Source organism: Polycladomyces abyssicola, from assembly GCF_018326425.1.
Taxonomy (GTDB): Bacteria; Bacillota; Bacilli; order Thermoactinomycetales; family JIR-001; genus Polycladomyces; species Polycladomyces abyssicola.
This window is the reverse complement of record NZ_AP024601.1, coordinates 2,256,788-2,274,939: the sequence shown is the minus strand read 5'-3', so window position 1 is coordinate 2,274,939 and position 18,152 is coordinate 2,256,788. Positions and strand designations below refer to the sequence as shown.

Annotated in this window: 9 protein-coding genes; all 9 read left to right on the top strand. The window is 54.7% G+C overall.

The features are described from left to right. The first annotated feature begins 40 nt into the window (after positions 1-40). The 9 genes from KI215_RS11405 (at position 41) to KI215_RS11365 (ending at position 18,000) form a co-directional block, all read left to right on the top strand. Positions 41-3,280 carry a PD-(D/E)XK nuclease family protein gene (locus KI215_RS11405; protein WP_212772848.1) on the top strand — a complete coding sequence of 1,080 codons (3,240 nt, stop codon included), beginning with the start codon at positions 41-43 and terminating at the stop codon, positions 3,278-3,280. Continuing rightward, positions 3,277-6,867 carry a UvrD-helicase domain-containing protein gene (locus tag KI215_RS11400; RefSeq protein WP_212772847.1) on the top strand — a complete coding sequence of 1,197 codons (3,591 nt, stop codon included), beginning with the start codon at positions 3,277-3,279 and terminating at the stop codon, positions 6,865-6,867. Before KI215_RS11405 ends, KI215_RS11400 begins: the two co-directional genes overlap by 4 nt. Before the next feature lie 130 nt (positions 6,868-6,997). Next, positions 6,998-9,079, top strand: a complete 2,082-nt coding sequence (locus KI215_RS11395) for a transglycosylase domain-containing protein (RefSeq protein ID WP_212772846.1) — start codon at positions 6,998-7,000, stop codon at positions 9,077-9,079. 155 nt (positions 9,080-9,234) lie between these two features. Further along, positions 9,235-9,606: a hypothetical protein gene (locus KI215_RS11390; RefSeq protein ID WP_212772845.1), complete on the top strand. Its 372-nt coding sequence runs from the start codon at positions 9,235-9,237 to the stop codon at positions 9,604-9,606. 312 nt (positions 9,607-9,918) lie between these two features. Further along, positions 9,919-12,075, top strand: a complete 2,157-nt coding sequence (locus KI215_RS11385; protein ID WP_212772844.1) for a RelA/SpoT family protein — start codon at positions 9,919-9,921, stop codon at positions 12,073-12,075. A gap of 19 nt (positions 12,076-12,094) precedes the next feature. Beyond that, positions 12,095-12,541: a D-aminoacyl-tRNA deacylase gene (dtd, locus tag KI215_RS11380; protein WP_212772843.1), complete on the top strand. Its 447-nt coding sequence runs from the start codon at positions 12,095-12,097 to the stop codon at positions 12,539-12,541. A 74-nt stretch (positions 12,542-12,615) separates the two neighbouring features. Beyond that, positions 12,616-14,625 (top strand): transketolase, encoded by a 2,010-nt coding sequence (gene tkt / locus KI215_RS11375; protein WP_212772842.1) that lies wholly within the window; start codon positions 12,616-12,618, stop codon positions 14,623-14,625. Positions 14,626-15,033: 408 nt separating this feature from the next. Further along, a complete protein-coding gene (locus KI215_RS11370) occupies positions 15,034-16,554 on the top strand; it encodes a coproporphyrinogen III oxidase (RefSeq protein ID WP_212772841.1) in 1,521 nt (506 codons plus the stop codon). 258 nt (positions 16,555-16,812) lie between these two features. Further along, entirely contained in the window at positions 16,813-18,000 is a 1,188-nt protein-coding gene (locus KI215_RS11365) for a M20 family metallopeptidase (protein ID WP_212772840.1), read from the top strand. Positions 18,001-18,152 lie beyond the last annotated feature (152 nt).

The window sequence follows — 18,152 nt, the reverse complement described above, 5'->3', positions numbered from 1 at the left end:
GTAGAAAAATTTCACCATCGAATACGGAAGAGGGATCGAGATGACGGGAACGGTTGTTCTGCATCCTGTTGACTCGGCGGGATGGGGGATGGGCTGGGGTAACCCCGCTCGGTTTTTCGGTTGCAAACGGGTGGATTACCTGGTTCCCGGAACACGTATGGCTCGGGAACTTCACCGTCGCTACCTGCCTTTCCTACGGGATCAACGGGATGTGCATTTCGGTACATTTGACCAGTTTGTCCGCGAGTTGTTGCAGAATCGGCGCAGACGTCTGCTTTCTGCCATCGAGCAGGAATGTCTGGTGCAACAAGCTGTCAGCACTGCTGATCGGGAAGAACCGTTTACATACTTTCGCGGATGGAAATCGCGTCCGGGTTGGATTAAAAAGATGGAGACTTGGATCGGGGAAATCAAGCGTTCCGGCGTACTGCCCGAACGTCTGATGGCGCTTTGGCATGATCGCGGTCCCAAAGAACGTGAATTGGCGCGAATCTATTCGGCCTATCAACGGTTGCTCGCGAAAAGCGGAGCGTTTGACCACGAGGAGGCTTACTACCAAGCATTACAGGCATTGCAAAAGGGACAGGCACGATTGCCGGAGTATGTGGTTGCTGAACATTTTCACGATCTGTCTCCTCTGCAGGAACAATTGCTGATCCAACTTGTCACCTCTGGTGTCCCCGTTGAGCTGCATTTGGTTTGGGACGGGACGCGTCCCCGTTTGTTCAAAGAGACGGAGCAGACCACGGAACGCTTGCGGCAACGCGGCTTTGCCGTACGACAAGTTTCGGTTGAACCGTCCCAGGAAGGTCGGGTACCTGCATTGGAACATATGGTCCACACGGCGTTTGCTGTTCGTCCGGAACGACAAGCGGCGAACGGCGCAGTGGAAGTGTTGTCCGCGCCTGGTGTGGAGCAGGAGACCCGAATGGTGGCAGGCAGTGTCAAACGATGGTTGTTTGAGGAAAACGGATCGTTATCGGATGTGGCTTTAATCGTACCGGATCTGGATACATACTTGTCCCCGCTCGTACGGGCGTTGTCGGAGGCAGGATTGCCCGTAGCAGTGCCGTTGACGGTACCGCTGCGCCATCATCCGGTAATGGAGACCATCTTGACGGCAATGGCCGTGCGCATGGGAAGGGAAGAGGAACGTGTTGCCCTGATGCAGAGCCCGTTTGTTCCGTGGGGAAGTGAGGCCGATCGACGGTTGTGGTTGAAGGCATACGAACGTTGGGATGCACCACAGAGCTTGGCGGAATTGGAATCGCTCATGGGCCGGGCCGAGAACGAAAACGAGACGGACCAGACGGTATGGTTGGGCTTGATGTCTTTGTATCGCTGGGTGGAAAGTATCCCGTTGAATGCTTTGTGGCGGGATTGGTTGGCGTGGTTGGAATCATGGGTGAATGAGCTGGAACAGCCGTCCCGGTATCGCAGGTTGGCGGAAGACCCGCGCATGTTGCCGTTTCTGGCAGAAGAGATGCAGGCTTTTACCTTGGTCAGGGAAATCATTCAGGAATGGAAACACGTCGACCCGTCTGGATTTGCCGGGGAAGCATTGGAATTGCGCACGTTGGCCGGCATGCTGGAACGGGCTGCGATACGGAAACGGGTGCGCAAAAAACCTGGTCGTCGTGGCGGTCTTCGCATCCTGGAGCCCAACCAGATCCGCTGGGACCGATACCGGGCTGTGTGGGTGCTGGGATGTGCGGAAGGAAAGTGGCCCCGTCCGATCCACGATGACTGGCTGTTGCCGGATGAGGAGCGAGTACGTCTCCTTCAAGAAGAAGTGCGCTTGATGACTTCCGATCAGTTGCGTCATCGGCAATTGCTGCCGTTTTTCCTTTGTGCTTCCTCTGCCGAGTCATACTTGGTTCTTTCCTATCCTCATGCTGACGAATCCGGATCTGCGCGCTTGCCGTCTCCGTTTTTGCAGGAACTGTTGGCGGTGTGGAAAGAGACGGATGTGATCCACAAACGGCGGGATGTATCCCACATACTCCTTGCACGTTTGGATGCGTGTGTTTCCAGGAAAGAAGGATTGGCGCGAGCCGTTTCGCTGTTGTCCCAAAACGGTAAAGCCGATTCTGTGTCAACAAGAAAGCAGGCAATGGCATTACTGAAAAACGAAGCGCGCAGGCAACCGGAACGAACTTGGCATTGGCTGGAGCGGCTGCGGGTGGAACGTGTGCGTCTCTCTGGAAATGACGCCGCATTTGCCGGCCGGTTACGGCCGTCACTGTGGAAGAGACACGGTTTTTCTTTGCAGGATCGCGTCTGGAGTCCAGCAGAGTTGAATCAGCTGATGCAGTGCCCGTTCCACTATTTTGCCGACCACTTGTTGGAGGCACGGGAACCTGCGCCCGCTCGACGGGAGTGGGCAGCGCTGGATCGAGGGCAAGTATGGCATCGGGTGTTGTGCCGCTTTTGGCGCGGATGGGAGGAAGTACGCCTTTCGCCGGATACGTGGGAGAATGCGATGGAACGGTTGGATGTGCTGGTGGACGCGTTGTTTGACCAGTTGTTGACCGAGGCCGAAGCATTGTCTCGCGACCCTTTTCGTTTGGCTGTGGAGAAGGAGCGGCTCAAACAGCAGCTGTCCGCTGTTTTGTCACATGAATGGCATTGGCGCGGGGTGGGCGGCGGCTCCGGCATGCGTCCGGCTCATCTGGAGCTGTCCTTCGGCATGACCGATCCAAACCTGATCCACCGTGGTGAAATGGACCCACAATCAACCAAACACCCAGTACCGATTCACCTGCCGGGAGATGTGACGATCCGAGTGCGTGGAAAAGTGGATCGGGTCGATGTGGATGAAGAGGGCTATTATGCCGTGTATGACTACAAATCGGGTACAGTCGCCGATCCCAAGCGGATCAGAGAAGGAGCGTACCTGCAATTGCCGTTGTTCCTCTGGGCGGTGCAGCAAGTGTTGGGTCTGGACCCCGCCAAAGCTGTGGGAGCAGCATTTTATACACCAGGCACCCGGCAGAACGGCAAACCGCCCACCAACAACCGAAACCAAGGATTGTGGCGGAAAGAAGCGACGGAACGCACGGGCATCCATGCGCGGGTGAAGGGATTGATGGATGAAAAGGAATGGACGAACACGATGGAAGCAATCGGAGAGCGGCTCAGCCGGCAGCTTCGTCGAGTTGAACATGGGGATTTTGCGGTCGACCCGACCTGGGAGTGCCCGTCACATTGCCCCCACCGGACAATATGCCGTTGGGATGTCACGTCGTCACCGGCAGAGAAAGGGGAAGGAGAGGAATGACCCACTCGTTTACACCGGAACAATGGGAAGCCATCAACACACTGGATGTGGACTGTATCGTTTCCGCCGGTGCTGGATCGGGCAAAACGCGGGTACTGGTGGAGCGATACCTGCGCATCTTGTCCACCCATTCGGATGATCCCGATATCCTGGATCACATCGTCGCCATCACCTTTACGGAGAGAGCCGCCGCGGAGATGAAAGAGCGTATTCGTCAGGGAGTGGCGGAACGGCTGGCATCGGCCCGGAAACATAACACCGCCGAAGAAACGTGGTGGTATCGCCTTCTGTCGGAAATGGAACGCGCCCGCGTGATGACGATCCACGCGTTTTGTGCCCGCTTGCTGCGGGAATATCCGATCGAGGCCGACGTGGATCCCGATTTTACTGTGATGGATGAGACGGAAGTGGCCTGGTGTCTGGCGAATGCCGCCGAACGGGCGGTTTCCGCCGTGCCGCAAACAACCGAACTGAGTGAGGAAGTGAAACGGGCGTGGGAGACATGGGTGACCGGAGTGGGACTCACCCGTGCGGCTCGCGAATTGGCCGCGTTGTACCGACAGATGACGGGCATGGGCTGGGGGCCTGGTGAGTTAACGGAGCGGACGTATCGGGATTTGGAGAAACTGGAGGATCGATTAGGCGAAGAAGAACGGGAGGCGTCGCTCTCGTTGTTATCTGCCGGGCGCGCGTTGATGGAAATCACGGGCGGAAAACGCGTCCAAGCGTTCCAGACGGAATGGCCGGAACTGGAACGGCGTTGGCTAAAAGCGGGTTCCCGGATGGAGAAACGGGATGTACTTACGCGGTTGGAAATGTTGTTGAGCGGGAACTGGGGGCGAAAAGAAGAGATCCTCCGGCCGCGGGACCGGATGAAACAGACCCTCCAGCGACTGAATGAAGTCGTGGACGGATGGCTGTCACTCCCGGAAGAGCGCAGGTTGATCGACGCCGTCCTGTGGGCGGTCTCCCATCTGCACGAAGCATACGAATCGGTGAAACAAAAGTTGGGCGGGTTGGATTTCGACGAATTGCAATTGCGCGCCTGTCGGCTGTTGGAAGTCCATCCGCATGTGCGTTTGGAAGTGAGTCGGCGGATTCGGTATCTGATGGTGGACGAATTTCAGGACACCAACGAACTGCAAAAGCGGCTGATCGATTTGCTTTGCCGGGAACCCGACGGACGGACGATCCCGGGTAAACGGTTCGTTGTCGGTGATCCCCAGCAGTCGATCTACCGGTTTCGAGGCGCTGACGTATCCGTGTTCGGAAAAACGAAAACGGAACTGTTGTCCGAGGGCGGGAAAGCCGTTTCCATGCGGGATAATTTCCGCTCCCATCCTGATGTGGTGGCGTTCGTCAATGCTTTGTTCTCCCGGTTGATGTCTGGTCAGCTTGACTCTGCCAGTGTGTACGAACCGGCAACGGCACAAGGCAGTATGGATACCAAGCCGCCCTGCGTGGAGTGTTTGGTCATTCCCGAAGCGGAAGAGGGGGAACGTGAGGATCGGCACGAACGGGAAGCCTATTGGTTGGCAAGGCGCATCCGGGAGATGATCGATGAGGGGACGCGTCCCGGTCAGATTGCTGTCTTGTTTCGAGCCATGAACCATGTTAAATGTTATGAACGGGCGTTGGCAGAAGCGGGGGTACCGTTTTATGTGGTGAAAGGGCGCGGGTTTTACGACCGGCAGGAAGTGCTGGATGTGCTTCATTTCCTCAGGTTTTTGCACGATCCGGACGATGTCCTCTCGTTGGTGGGTGTGTTGCGATCCCCGTTTTGTGCGGTTTCGGACGAAACCCTCTTTCTGTTGGCCCAGGCGGGGGCCTGGTCGATGCCACCGGCGTCTTGGTTGGAAGTGGATGGCCTCGCTGAAGCGGAGCGAATGAAATTGTCCCGTTTTGCGGCACTGTTGGAACAAGCCCGTTTGCGGATCGGACGTGTACCGGTGTCGGAGCTGATCCGGTTTTTATTGGACGAGAGCGATTACCGATTGGTGGTGTGGGGGACGCCGTCCGGCAAACAGGCCAATGCCAATTTGGACAAGCTGATCCGTTTGGCTGGTACCCGGCGCGATACAGCGGCATTTTCTTTGACCTCTTTTTTGCGGATGATGGATCGTCTTCGGGAAGAACCTGTTCCGGAAACGGAAGCGCCGGTGGAATCCGACGACGGCGACAGTGTGAAACTGATGACCATCCACCAGGCCAAAGGCTTGGAGTTTCCCGTCGTGTTCATACCGGATCTCTCCTGGCGTCGCAACCGCCCGACATCGGAGCTGTTGGGGGATGCGGAAGCGGGGTTGGCGGTCCGTCTGCGCACCCCGCATGGGGATAAACGGGAAACCTATCGCTGGCGTCGACTCCGGGAGCGGGAAGAACAGTTGGAAATCGAGGAATCGGTCCGCCTGTTTTACGTGGCTGTCACCAGGGCCAAGCAACGGCTCGTGCTGAGTGGGGAGCCGGAAGAACACAAGCAGGCCAAGAAAGGAGAGCCTCTCCTTTCCGTCGATTCGTGGAGCCAATGGCTGGACGGTGTGCTGGGTTGGGAGAACATCGATGAAGAAACGGGAAAATGGACATTTCCCGACGGGGAAACGTGGATTCGCGTTCGCAGGGTGGAAGCGGGGGAGGCGGCCGCCCTGCCGTCGGCTCATACCGAGTTGGACTCCGTGCTGTTGACGTCCCGCACTTGGTTTGAACGGGAAAGTGGCGGGCATGGGTACTCGGACGACTCCGCGTGGGCGCTGATGGAGTCGCGCGGGTTGACGGAGCGTGACGGTTTGGGTATCAGTGTGACCGATCTGATGACGCTGTTCAATTGTCCGCGCAAATATCTTTACAAACGGTGGATTAACGTCCCGACCGAGTTGGAAACCGAGCGGAATACCACGGAGTCGAATGAGGAAGTCTCGCCCGTGCCGTTGTCGTCCACATTGATCGGAAGTGTGGTCCACCGCGTGATCGAGTGCTGTCCCGACGATGTTGTCCGGGCGGAAGAGTTGATGGAGGTATATCGGTCCGCGGTGGCCGAGTACAATGGGTATCGGGCAGACATCCCCGCATTGTGGGACGAAGTTCGCCCGTTGTTGCAAACTTACTTGGACAGCCGTTTTCATCTTCGACCCAAGCGGAAGGATTGGAAGGAAGTACCTTTTGTCCAGCGTGTCGCCGGATTGGAAGTGGAAGGGATTATCGACCGTCTGATCCAGCACGAAAACGGCGAATGGGAATTGGTTGATTACAAAACCAACCGAGCGACCGATTATGGTTGGGATGTGCTGGCCCGGGAGTACGAGCCGCAATTGCGTCTCTACGCGTGGGCTACCCATCGTCAGTGGGGCGTGTTGCCTCGGCAGGTGGTACTGGTGTTTCTTCGTGCCAACCGTGAAGTTACCGTGGAGGTCACGCCCGAATTGATCCGGAAAACGGAGGAAGAATTGCACACGGTAGCCGAATGGTTGATGGACGAAGAAAACCCGAACCGGTTTGAACCCCGTCCAGGCGCACGTTGCGCCGCCTGCGATTTTCGGGAGATCTGCCCGGCAGCCGAAACAAGAGATTCCATCCGTTTCATGGAAGCATGAACGGGAAAAACCAAAATGATCAAAATCTCGTTATGGATGAAAGAGAATGTGAACAAGGGTGTTGCGGCCGTCCGACAAAAGGAATTTGCCGGGCCTTGAACCGCAACACCCTGGGAGTGGAGGAGAGGAGATGAAAACTCAAAAGATCACACTTGTAAGAAGCTGGTTGTCCCGTCAGTGGGTCAAACCATGGGTTCGGTGGCTGACATGGGGATTGGCCGGTTTCGTTATCGTCTTTTTGATCGGTATCAATATCGCGATCGCGATGACTGATGTCGACTCCTTGGCCAAACCGGTGGATCAGCCGACCATCATCTATGACCGTTATGGGCGGGTGGCCAGCAAGATTATGCTGTCCAACCGGGAAGGGGTGAAATTCCGGCAAATTCCCCCTCACTTGATCCATGCGGTCATTTCCACTGAGGATCGTCGGTTCTATGAACACGGGGGCGTTGACTACATTGGCACCCTGCGGGCGTTGTGGGTCAACTTGCTGTCCGGCGAAACGGTTCAAGGCGGCAGTACTTTGACCCAGCAACTGGCCAAGAATGAATTTTTGACACAGGATCGCACGTTTGAGAGGAAATTGAAAGAGTTTTTATATGCCAAGAAAATCGAACGCACTTATTCCAAAGATCAAATCCTTGAGATGTATCTGAATCGCATCTATTTCGGTGAAGGAGCATGGGGAATCAAACAGGCTGCTCGCACCTATTTTGGCAAGGACGTCAGCCAGCTGACCCTGGGGGAATCGGCCATGCTGGCGGGGATGATCAAAGCGCCTTCCGCTCTGTCTCCTTACAAGCATTTCAATCAGGCGATGGAGCGGCGGAATGTCGTTTTGCGACTGATGAAAGACCAGGGCTATATCACTGAACAGCAGATGAAACAGGCGGAAAACCAAGACATCGTGCTGGAGCGGAAAAAGCGGGATCCCTACAAAGGAAAGTACCCGTGGTACGTAGATGCCATCATCCAGGAAGCCATCAGCAAATACGGGCTGACAGCTAATGAGGTGCTGCACGGAGGATTGCGCATTTACACGGAACTGGACCCTCGTATGCAACGAGCGGCGGAAACCGTGTACAACGACGACAGTCTGTTCCCGCAAAGCAGGGAGGACCAGCTAATCCAGAGCGGCGCCGTCATGTTGGACCCGACCACAGGGGGCATCCGGGCATTGGTGGGTGGCCGCGGAGAACACGTTTTCCGCGGATTCAACCATGCAACCCAATTGAAACGTCAGCCGGGCTCGGCACTCAAACCGTTGGCGGTGTACACCCCGGCGCTGGAACAGGGTTGGCAGATCGGATCGGTTCTCAAAGACGAACCCATGGATTTCGGCGGATACCGCCCGCAAAACCACGATGGACACTATCTCGGTCGTTTGACGATGTATGAGGCCGTCATCCACTCCTCCAATGTTCCGGCGGTCTGGCTGCTTCAGCAAATGGGGATCGACAAGGGCATCAATGCGCTGGAACGGTTTGAAATCCCGCTTACCGAGGAGGATCGTCAGTTGGGTCTGGCGTTGGGCGGTTTGAGGGAAGGGACTTCGCCGCTCAGCATGGCGCAGGCCTACTCCGTTTTCCCCAACAACGGTCTGATGGTGGAAGCCCATACCATCCGCAAAATCGAGACGGCGGATGGAGAAACATTGGGACGCTGGTATAAAAAAGTGACACGGGTGACGAGCAAAAAAGTGGCGCAGTCCATCACTTACATGTTACGCGGCGTCGTATTGGAAGGAACCGGAAAGCAAGCGCGAATTCCAGGAAGGGAAGTGGCCGGAAAAACCGGCACCACGCAAATGCCGGGTATGAACGAGGGGAACAAGGACAACTGGTTCGTTGGCTACACGCCGCAATTGGTGGGAGCGGTATGGCTCGGCTACGACAAAACGGACGCGCATCATTTTCTCCGAACTGCCGCAGGGGACAGTGCGGCAATCATTTTCCGGGAAATGATGTCCCGTGCACTGCAAGACCAACCCGCCAAGGCGTTCCGTCTGGACACCATTCACCTAAGCAAACCGCCCAAGATCGATCGCAGCCCCAAGCCCAAACCACAAACACCGGAGGAGAAGGCAGCCAAAAAGATCAAGGAAGGCCTGAAAGATTTGTGGAAGAGTGAAGAAAAGCGGCTGAAGGAGCGACTGAGAAAGAAAAAAGAAGAATGGGAGAAACGACTCAAAGAGTGGCGGTTGCATTGATCCCGTAGAAGCCGTCTCTCGCCGGGAGACGGCTTCACCCAGGTCGGGATCATCTCCGACCCCTGTGCTGTGAAAAAATCTTGGCATTGTGTTAAAACAAAGACATGCTATGATATACTATTAGGCATGAGAACGGCAAAAAGGAGAGAGCCATGATGGAATGGCTGCATGATTTTTTTCAAGCACTGATTGCGGGTTTTGGACGCATTATTCTCACCGCGATGATTTTGTGGATGGTCTCCCTGATCGTGCTGTTGTTTCGGGAGCTGTTCCAACCTGGAGATATTCATTTTCGCAGTTATTTATACCGTGTGTGGAAATGGCTGTTATGGAGCTTTGAAATCGCTTCGTACGGTGGCGTCATTGTGGCACCGATTATCATGTACCGAACAGAGGAATACCTCAAATACGGCATGGTGCTGTTTGCAGCAATCGTTTTTTCCGCCGTACTCATTCATCTAAGAAGAAATACGAAATTGTTCACGTGGCGTGAGGCGGAACATTCCAAAGAAAAGACGGATAAATGACCGATCTGATGGAATTGAAGTGCCAGAAGTCGTCGTCTCTCATCTTTTCAAGGCATTGTCGGAAAGATGGGAGACGACCCGGCACGATTGACAATCGCTGCCACAATATTTCCAACAGTCTTCCCCTGATTTTTCCTCCATTTTACAGGCATAAGCAGATGAAGCGCCTCACCCTTTGAGGGTTAGCCACCATCCCTGCGGTGCCGGGCTTATGTCAATCCTCTGAGAATCTCTCACCGCCTCTTTACTTTCCATCTGCCTTAATAGATAATTAAAGGAAAAACTTTGGATATTGAACGGGTGAAGCTGGCAATGCCGATAGAGCAGCTCTTGGAGAAAGCGGCACGATATCTCAGTGAAGAAGATCTGAAAAAGGTGAAGAAAGCATATGAATTTGCGAAACAAGCGCATGAAGGCCAGTTTCGCAAATCAGGTGAGCCGTATATCCACCATCCGGTAGCTGTGGCTGAAATCCTGGTCGATTTGCAGATGGATGCGATCACACTGATGGCTGCCATGTTGCACGATGTGGTGGAAGATACCGGTGTGACGCTGGATACGTTGAAAGAAGAGTTCGGGGAAACGGTGACACAGTTGGTGGACGGCGTCACGAAACTGAAAATCCGGATGAATTATAAATCGACCGAAGAACACCAGGCGGAAAACCACCGCAAGATGTTCGTGGCGATGGCGCAGGACTTCCGGGTGATCCTGATCAAGCTGGCTGACCGATTGCACAATATGCGCACGCTGAAGCACCTGCCCGAGGAAAAGCAACGGCGCATCGCCAACGAGACTTTGGAAATTTTCGCCCCGTTGGCTCATCGTCTGGGTATTTCCCGGATCAAGTGGGAGTTGGAGGATACCGCGCTACGCTATCTCAATCCCCAACAGTATTACCGGATCGTGAATCTGATGCGCAAAAAACGGGCAGAGCGTGAGCAATATATCGAACAAGTGGTCAAAACGATCCGGGAACGGTTGGAACAAACGGGAATTGAAGCGGATATTTCCGGTCGTCCCAAGCACATTTACAGTATCTACAAAAAAATGGTGACCCAGCACAAGCAGTTTAACGAGATATACGATTTGCTGGCGGTTCGTGTCATCGTTGACACCATCCGCGATTGCTATGCGGTGTTGGGGATCATTCACACAATATGGAAACCGATGCCCGGCCGGTTTAAAGACTATATTGCCATGCCCAAACCCAACATGTACCAGTCGCTGCATACCACCGTAATCGGCCCGAAAGGAGAACCGATCGAAGTTCAGATCCGGACCAAGGAGATGCACCAAACGGCCGAATATGGGATCGCGGCTCACTGGGCATACAAAGAAGGGCAAAGTTACCAACCAGGTTCCTTTGAGGATAAATTGAAGTGGTTCCGTGAAATCATGGAATTGCAGCAAGAGGCCAAGGATGCCAAGGAGTTCATGGAAAACCTGAAAATGGATCTGTTTTCCGACTCCGTGTTCGTGTTTACGCCCAAAGGGGATGTCATCGAACTGCCGGCCGGATCGGTCCCGTTGGATTTTGCCTACCGCATCCACACCGAAGTGGGCAATAAGTGTATCGGCGCCAAGGTAAACGGAAAGATTGTACCGCTTGATCACAAATTGAAAACAGGCGATATAGTGGAAATTCTCACCTCGAAGCACAGTTACGGTCCCAGCCAAGACTGGTTGAAGATCGTCAAGTCGTCCCATGCCCGCAACAAGATCCGCAGTTGGTTCAAAAAGCAGCGCAGAGAGGAAAGTGTCGCCAAAGGGCAGGAGATGATCGAGGCCCTTCTGAGAAAACACGATTTCAACCCGAGCGAGGTGCTGACGGCCGAAAGGTTGAAAGAAACGGCTGCCAAGTTCAACTTTCAAGATGAGGAAGATATGTATGCCGCTGTCGGTTATGGCGGCATCTCCACGGCACAGGTTGTCAACAAGCTGACGGAAGGCTTGAAGCAGGAAGAAGATGCGGCACCCGTCGTTCTTCCCGAAGTGAAAAACATGCCAACCCAGCGCCGAAAAATGGCGCAGGGCGTTCGAGTCAAGGGCGTGGACAACCTGTTGGTGCGCCTGTCCCGCTGTTGCAACCCCGTACCGGGCGACGAGATCATCGGGTTTGTCACCCGGGGACGCGGTGTGTCCGTTCATCGCAAGGACTGCCCCAACATCCAATCAGTCGAACCGGAACGCATGATCGGGGTGGAATGGGAAGGCGAAGGTGAGCAATCCTATCATGTGGATATCGAGATTTCCGGTTTGGATCGACGGGGATTGCTCCACGAAGTGTTGCAAGCCGTATCCGAAACCAAAACGCATTTGACCGCCGTCAGCGGCAAGGCTGATCGCCACGGAATGGCCAAGATTCACATGACTTTGCTGATCCGAAACATTCATCATTTGCAGTCAGTGGTGGAAAGGGTCAAACGCATCCGGGATATCTACAGTGTGCGACGCATCATGCAGTAGGTAGAACAGGAGGGCGCTTGTGAGGATCGTATTGCAACGGGCGAAGGAAGCCCGGGTCAAAGTGGAGGGCAATATTGTCGGCGAAATCGACCATGGCTTGGTTCTGCTGGTTGGGTTTACTGACAGCGACGATGAAGATGACCTGAGATATTTGGCGGAAAAGGTGGTACACCTGCGGATTTTCGAAGATGAAGAAGGTAAGATGAATCGCTCCCTGGTGGATGTGAAAGGGAGCATTTTATCGGTTTCGCAGTTTACGCTGTATGGTGATTGCCGAAAAGGGCGTCGGCCCAATTTTATGGCTGCGGCCAGACCGGAAAAGGCAGTCGTCCTTTATGACCGGTTCAACCAACTGCTCAGAGAACACGGCGTACGGGTGGAAACGGGCGTGTTCGGCGCCATGATGCAAGTGGAGCTGATCAATGACGGACCGGTTACCATTCTGTTGGAAAGCAAGCCAAAGTAAACCCCGGTCACACTGTGATATAATAATCTGGGCAGTCACAGAACGTGTGGGATACGTGAGGAGGAGCAATCGAGATGACCACATCCAACCCAATCGAAAAGATGGCCATCAACGCCATTCGCGTGCTGTCGATCGACATGGTGGAAAAGGCCAACTCGGGCCATCCCGGCATGCCGATGGGAGCGGCGCCGATGGCTTATGTACTGTGGACCAAATTCATGCGTCACAATCCGGACAATCCCAAATGGTTCAACCGCGACCGCTTCGTTTTGTCCGCGGGACACGGTTCCGCCATGCTGTACAGCTTATTGCATCTGACCGGTTATGATCTGCCCATGGAAGAGTTGAAGCAGTTCCGACAATGGGGCAGTCGGACACCGGGTCACCCGGAATACGGTCACACTCCGGGTGTGGAAGCGACAACCGGCCCGCTCGGTCAAGGGATTTCGATGGCTGTGGGGATGGCGATGGCGGAGCGCCATTTGGCGGCCAAATTCAACCGGGAGAACTTCCCGGTCGTGGATCACTATACCTACGTCATCGCCAGCGACGGCGACCTGATGGAAGGTGTGGCCGCAGAAGCCGCTTCGTTGGCAGGTCATTTGAAACTAGGCAAATTGATCGTTCTGTACGATTCCAATGACATTTCACTGGACGGCGAACTGGCGCTAGCGTTCAGCGAAGATGTGAAAAAACGCTTCGAGTCCTATGGTTGGCATGTGCTCAAAGTGGAAGATGAGGATGATTTGGATGCGTTGAGTGCGGCTATTCGCGAAGCGCAAGCCGTTACCGATCGCCCATCCTTGATCGAGGTGAAAACCACCATCGGGTATGGCAGCCCCAACAAAGCGGGTACGCACAAAGTGCACGGGGCGCCGCTCGGAGCAGAAGAAGCAGTGTTGGTGCGGAAGGAATACGGCTGGCCTTACGACGAGCCGTTCTTTATTCCTGAGGAAGTGCGCCAACACTTCGCCGAATGGAAAGAAAAAGCTAAACAGGCGGAAGCAGAGTGGAACCGTCTCATGAAAGCGTACCGCGAGGCGTATCCGGAGCTGGCCGCAGAGCTGGATCTGGCCATTGCCGGTCGACTGCCGGAAGGATGGGATTGCGACCTGCCAGTCTACCCAGCGGATGACAAAGGGATGGCCACCCGCAAAGCGTCCGGTGAAGCGATCAACGCCATTGCCAAAAATGTGCCGACCCTGTTTGGCGGCTCGGCTGACCTGGCTTCGTCCAACAATACGACGATGAAAGAGGAAGGGATTTTCGGCGCCGAAGACTATACAGGGCGCAATGTGTGGTTCGGTGTACGTGAGCACGGTATGGGTGCGGCGCTCAACGGGATGGCGCTACACGGCGGTGTCCGTCCGTACGGTGCCACATTCCTGGTGTTCTCCGACTATCTGCGTCCGTCCATCCGATTGGCGGCCCTGATGCAGCTGCCAGTGACCTATGTCTTTACCCACGACAGCATCGCAGTCGGGGAAGACGGGCCCACACACGAACCGATCGAACAAATCCCGTCTCTTCGCCTCATTCCGGGCTTGAAAGTCATCCGCCCGGCGGATGCCAATGAAACAATGGCAGCCTGGCGTCTGGCTATGGAAGAGCAGGACGGTCCAACGGCGTTGATCCTGACGCGGCAAAACTTGCCGGTGTTGGAAGGAACGGCCGAATTGGCCAAAGACGGCGTGCGGCGTGGTGCCTACGTAATGTCCGAAGCGACGAACGGTCGTCCGCAAGCGATCCTGATCGCGACTGGTTCCGAAGTCAGCTTGGCGGTGCAGGCGCAGAAACAATTGGCCGAAAAAGGGATTCACGTACGTGTGGTCAGCATGCCTTGCCGGGAGCGGTTTGATCAACAATCCGAAGAATATCGTCAATCCGTTCTGCCTAAAGAAGTCTCTGTGCGCGTCGCCATCGAAGCAGCACATCCGATGGGATGGGATCGTTACGTCGGCGAACGGGGAGCCGTGATCGGGGTGGATCGTTTCGGTGCATCCGCGCCGGGTTCCCTTGTCATGAAAGAATACGGCTTCACCGTCGATCGTGTGGTCGCACAGGTAGAGCAACTGTTGGGTTGAGAAAAAACCGGTTGTCTTCTGGACAACCGGCTTTTTTGTTTCCCTCACGCTAGACCAATATCCGTTTGGACGACCGTCGATCTTTTTTGGCAAACAGGGAACATTAAAGGCGATCACTCAGGGAGGAGGGATCCCTTTGCGCAGGTCGCCCAAAGAGAGAGCGGTAATCCGACAAGGATGTCAACATCTTTCCGCCGATCCGCACAACCGTTCACATCCACCCGTGGAAGAAAACGAGGTTGACCGCCGCACTTTTTTCCTTTCGTTTCCGTCCGTTTTGTCGAAGCCACCACGAAGCCGTTGACCCGGATACATTGATTTCTTCCGTTGTCTCAGCTAGACTGAGAAAAGATGATGATAAAGGAGGAAACGTGCACGATACCGGGTACGGGAGCGTGTGCGAACGAGATGAAACGGATTCGCATATCTGGGGTGGATGACACCTTTTATCGGGATATTGAACTCATTGCCGGCTTGTTTTTTGGCGAGGCGAAAGTGGTGGCGAACGAGGAACAGCGGCCGGATATCAATCTGGCCATCCGGGTGGAAGATCGCGGCGATACTGTGGCGGCGGCTGTGGAGATGGCGGACCCGGAAGACGGGCAACGATGGTCGGCGTCACATACCAAACAAGTCCCACCGACGCTGATCGGTCGGGAGCGTCGCAAAAAAGTGAAACAGACGATCAATCATGCTTGGTTGCGTGTATTGCAGGAAGCCACAGGTGTGGTGCAGCCTTGGGGGATTTTGACCGGCGTGCGCCCAACCAAACTGTTCCACATGCTATTGTTGCGCGGTCATGGGAAGGAAGAAATCCGTCGTCTCTTGCAAACGGAGTATCTGATCCAGCCTGAGAAAATCGCCTTGCTGGAGGAGATCGTCGACCGACAACTGGCGGTTTTGCCGGATTTGTATGAGCTGGATCGAGAGGTTAGTCTCTATATCGGCATCCCGTTTTGTCCTACCAAGTGTGCGTATTGCACCTTTCCCGCTTATGCGATCCAGGGACGAAACGGTTCGGTCACCGCGTTTTTGGAAGGCCTTCACGAAGAAATTGCGGCGGTGGGCGACTGGTTGAACGAGCAGGGATTGCCGATTACGACCGTGTATTTTGGCGGGGGTACGCCCACTTCCATTTCCGCGGAGCAATTGGATTCGTTGTTTTCTCAGATGAAGCGGTCGTTCCGTGCGTTTGACGGTGTACGGGAGTGGACGGTAGAAGCCGGCCGCCCGGACACGATTGATGAAGAAAAACTGCAAGTGCTGAAGAAATGGCAAGTCGACCGGATCAGTATCAACCCACAAAGTTTCAGAAACGAAACACTGAAGGCGATCGGCCGTCACCATACGGTGGAAGAGACACTGACCAAATTCGCACTGGCCCGTGAGATGGGCATGAACAACATTAATATGGATCTGATTATCGGCTTGCCAGGTGAAGGTTTGGAGACGTTCCGGGAAAACCTGCGCATCGTGGAACAGTTGCGACCCGAATCGCTCACCGTACACACATTGTCATTTAAACGCGGTTCCACCATGACCCAGAACAAACGGAAATATCGGGTGGCAGAACGGGACGAAGTAGCCGATATGGTTAACCTGGCCCGGGAGTGGACCAAGCAAGAGGGGTACGTTCCGTATTATCTGTACCGGCAGAAAAACATCTTGGGCAACCAGGAAAATGTCGGTTACGCGTTGCCCGGCCACGAAAGTCTGTACAACATTATCATCATGGAAGAGCGGCACACTATCATCGGATTGGGATGCGGGGCAGTAAGCAAAATCATCCCGCCGGGAACGTCCAAGGTGAGCCGCTGGTCCAACCCGAAAGAACCGCAAGCCTATATCGACACGTACCGGACGATGATCCCGGAAAAATTGCGCGCCCTCTCTGAGGCCTACGGGGAACGATTGGCTGTTCGGAGTTAAACCAAAGTCTCACCGCCTCTTGACGCGGTGAGACTTTTTCGTTGGCAGGATGATTTCCAATCGTTATATTTGGTATGTAAGAGGAATGAAAGGGGATTTCGCAATTTTTCCACAGAAGGTGGCATCGGAAAGATCGATGGTATGCAAACCCAGCGGAAAAACCGCTGGGTTTGTCAATAGCCATCGCTTCCAGGAAGCGGCTATTTTCTGTTAAAATGGATAGAAAATAAAAATGATTCATGAAAAGGGGGAGTGGCCATGTCGACCACCCTTTCCGGTCGCTTTTCCCAAGATGTTGAGCGGTTGCGGGACGAAGTGATCACTTGGCGTCGACATTTACATCAAAATCCGGAGTTGTCCTTTCAAGAAAAGAAGACATCCCAGTTTGTATATGAGACGTTGCAAACTTTTCCCGGCTTGGTCGTCACCCGGCCGACACCGACGAGCGTGATGGCCCGGCTGATCGGAAAACAGCCTGGCAAAACCGTCGCCCTGCGTGCGGATATGGACGCGTTGCCCATTCAGGAGGAAAGCGGTGTGCCGTTCTCTTCCCGCAACCCGGGGGTGATGCACGCGTGCGGGCATGACGGGCATACGGCCATGTTGCTGGGTGTGGCCAAAATCTTTTCGAAGATGACTGAACTCATCACCGGGGAGCTGCGGTTTTTGTTCCAACACGCCGAAGAGAAATTTCCCGGCGGTGCCCGCGATTTGGTGCGTGCAGGGGTGATGGAAGGTGTGGATGCCGTTGTTGGCGCCCATTTGTGGACACCGTTGGCGGTGGGGAAAGTGGGCGTGGCGTATGGTCCGATGATGGCGGCTCCGGATTTGTTCCGCCTCACGATTCAAGGAAAAGGAGGACATGCTGCCTCTCCGCATCAAACGGTCGATGCCATCGCTGTTGGCGCCCAGGTGGTGACCAATCTGCAACACTTGGTATCCCGGAGGACTGATCCGCTGGATTCGTTGGTGGTGTCCATCACCGAATTTCATGCGGGAACGGAGCACAACATCATACCAGACAAAGCGGAGATTGTCGGTTCGGTTCGCACTTTCGACCCTTCACTCCGTGAGATGGCGCCCGAGTGGATCGAACAAGTTATCCGTGGTGTCACGTCTGCGCACGGTGCCCAATACGAACTGCGATTTGAACGAGGGTATCATCCGGTGATCAACGATGAATCGGTAACGCGTACGGTGGAAGAAGCAGTCGTCGAAGCGTTGGGGGAAGAAGTAATCGAACGGGTGAAGCCGTCGATGGGCGGTGAAGATTTTTCCGCTTATCAACAAGTGACACCGGGAACGTTTCTCTTCATTGGTGCCGGAAACCCGGACAAGGGAGCCGTATACCCGCACCACCACCCGCGATTCACCATCGATGAAGATGCAATGGCGATCGGAATGACCGTACTGGTACACGGCGCATGGAAGCTGTTGCACGGTTAACGGGATCGATTTCACCATTATCTTTAGAGCGGTCTGGTCACTGATTACTCCAAGTGAGCGGGGTAGCCTTTTTCCGGCGAGCAACCTTTGCACCAGGCAAAACGGGGCGAGCGGAAAAAGGCGCGCCCGGTTCAAAAGGAACAAATCGGAAC

Bases quoted from the DNA above. Each gene is read 5' to 3' on its own strand.
- KI215_RS11405 (WP_212772848.1), top strand. From the start codon at position 41: ATGACGGGAACGGTTGTTCTGCATCCTGTTGACTCGGCGGGATGGGGG.
- KI215_RS11395 (WP_212772846.1), top strand. From the start codon at position 6,998: ATGAAAACTCAAAAGATCACACTTGTAAGAAGCTGGTTGTCCCGTCAG.
- KI215_RS11370 (WP_212772841.1), top strand. From the start codon at position 15,034: ATGAAACGGATTCGCATATCTGGGGTGGATGACACCTTTTATCGGGAT.
- KI215_RS11400 (WP_212772847.1), top strand. From the start codon at position 3,277: ATGACCCACTCGTTTACACCGGAACAATGGGAAGCCATCAACACACTG.
- KI215_RS11365 (WP_212772840.1), top strand. From the start codon at position 16,813: ATGTCGACCACCCTTTCCGGTCGCTTTTCCCAAGATGTTGAGCGGTTG.
- KI215_RS11385 (WP_212772844.1), top strand. From the start codon at position 9,919: ATGCCGATAGAGCAGCTCTTGGAGAAAGCGGCACGATATCTCAGTGAA.
- tkt (WP_212772842.1), top strand. From the start codon at position 12,616: ATGACCACATCCAACCCAATCGAAAAGATGGCCATCAACGCCATTCGC.
- KI215_RS11390 (WP_212772845.1), top strand. From the start codon at position 9,235: ATGGAATGGCTGCATGATTTTTTTCAAGCACTGATTGCGGGTTTTGGA.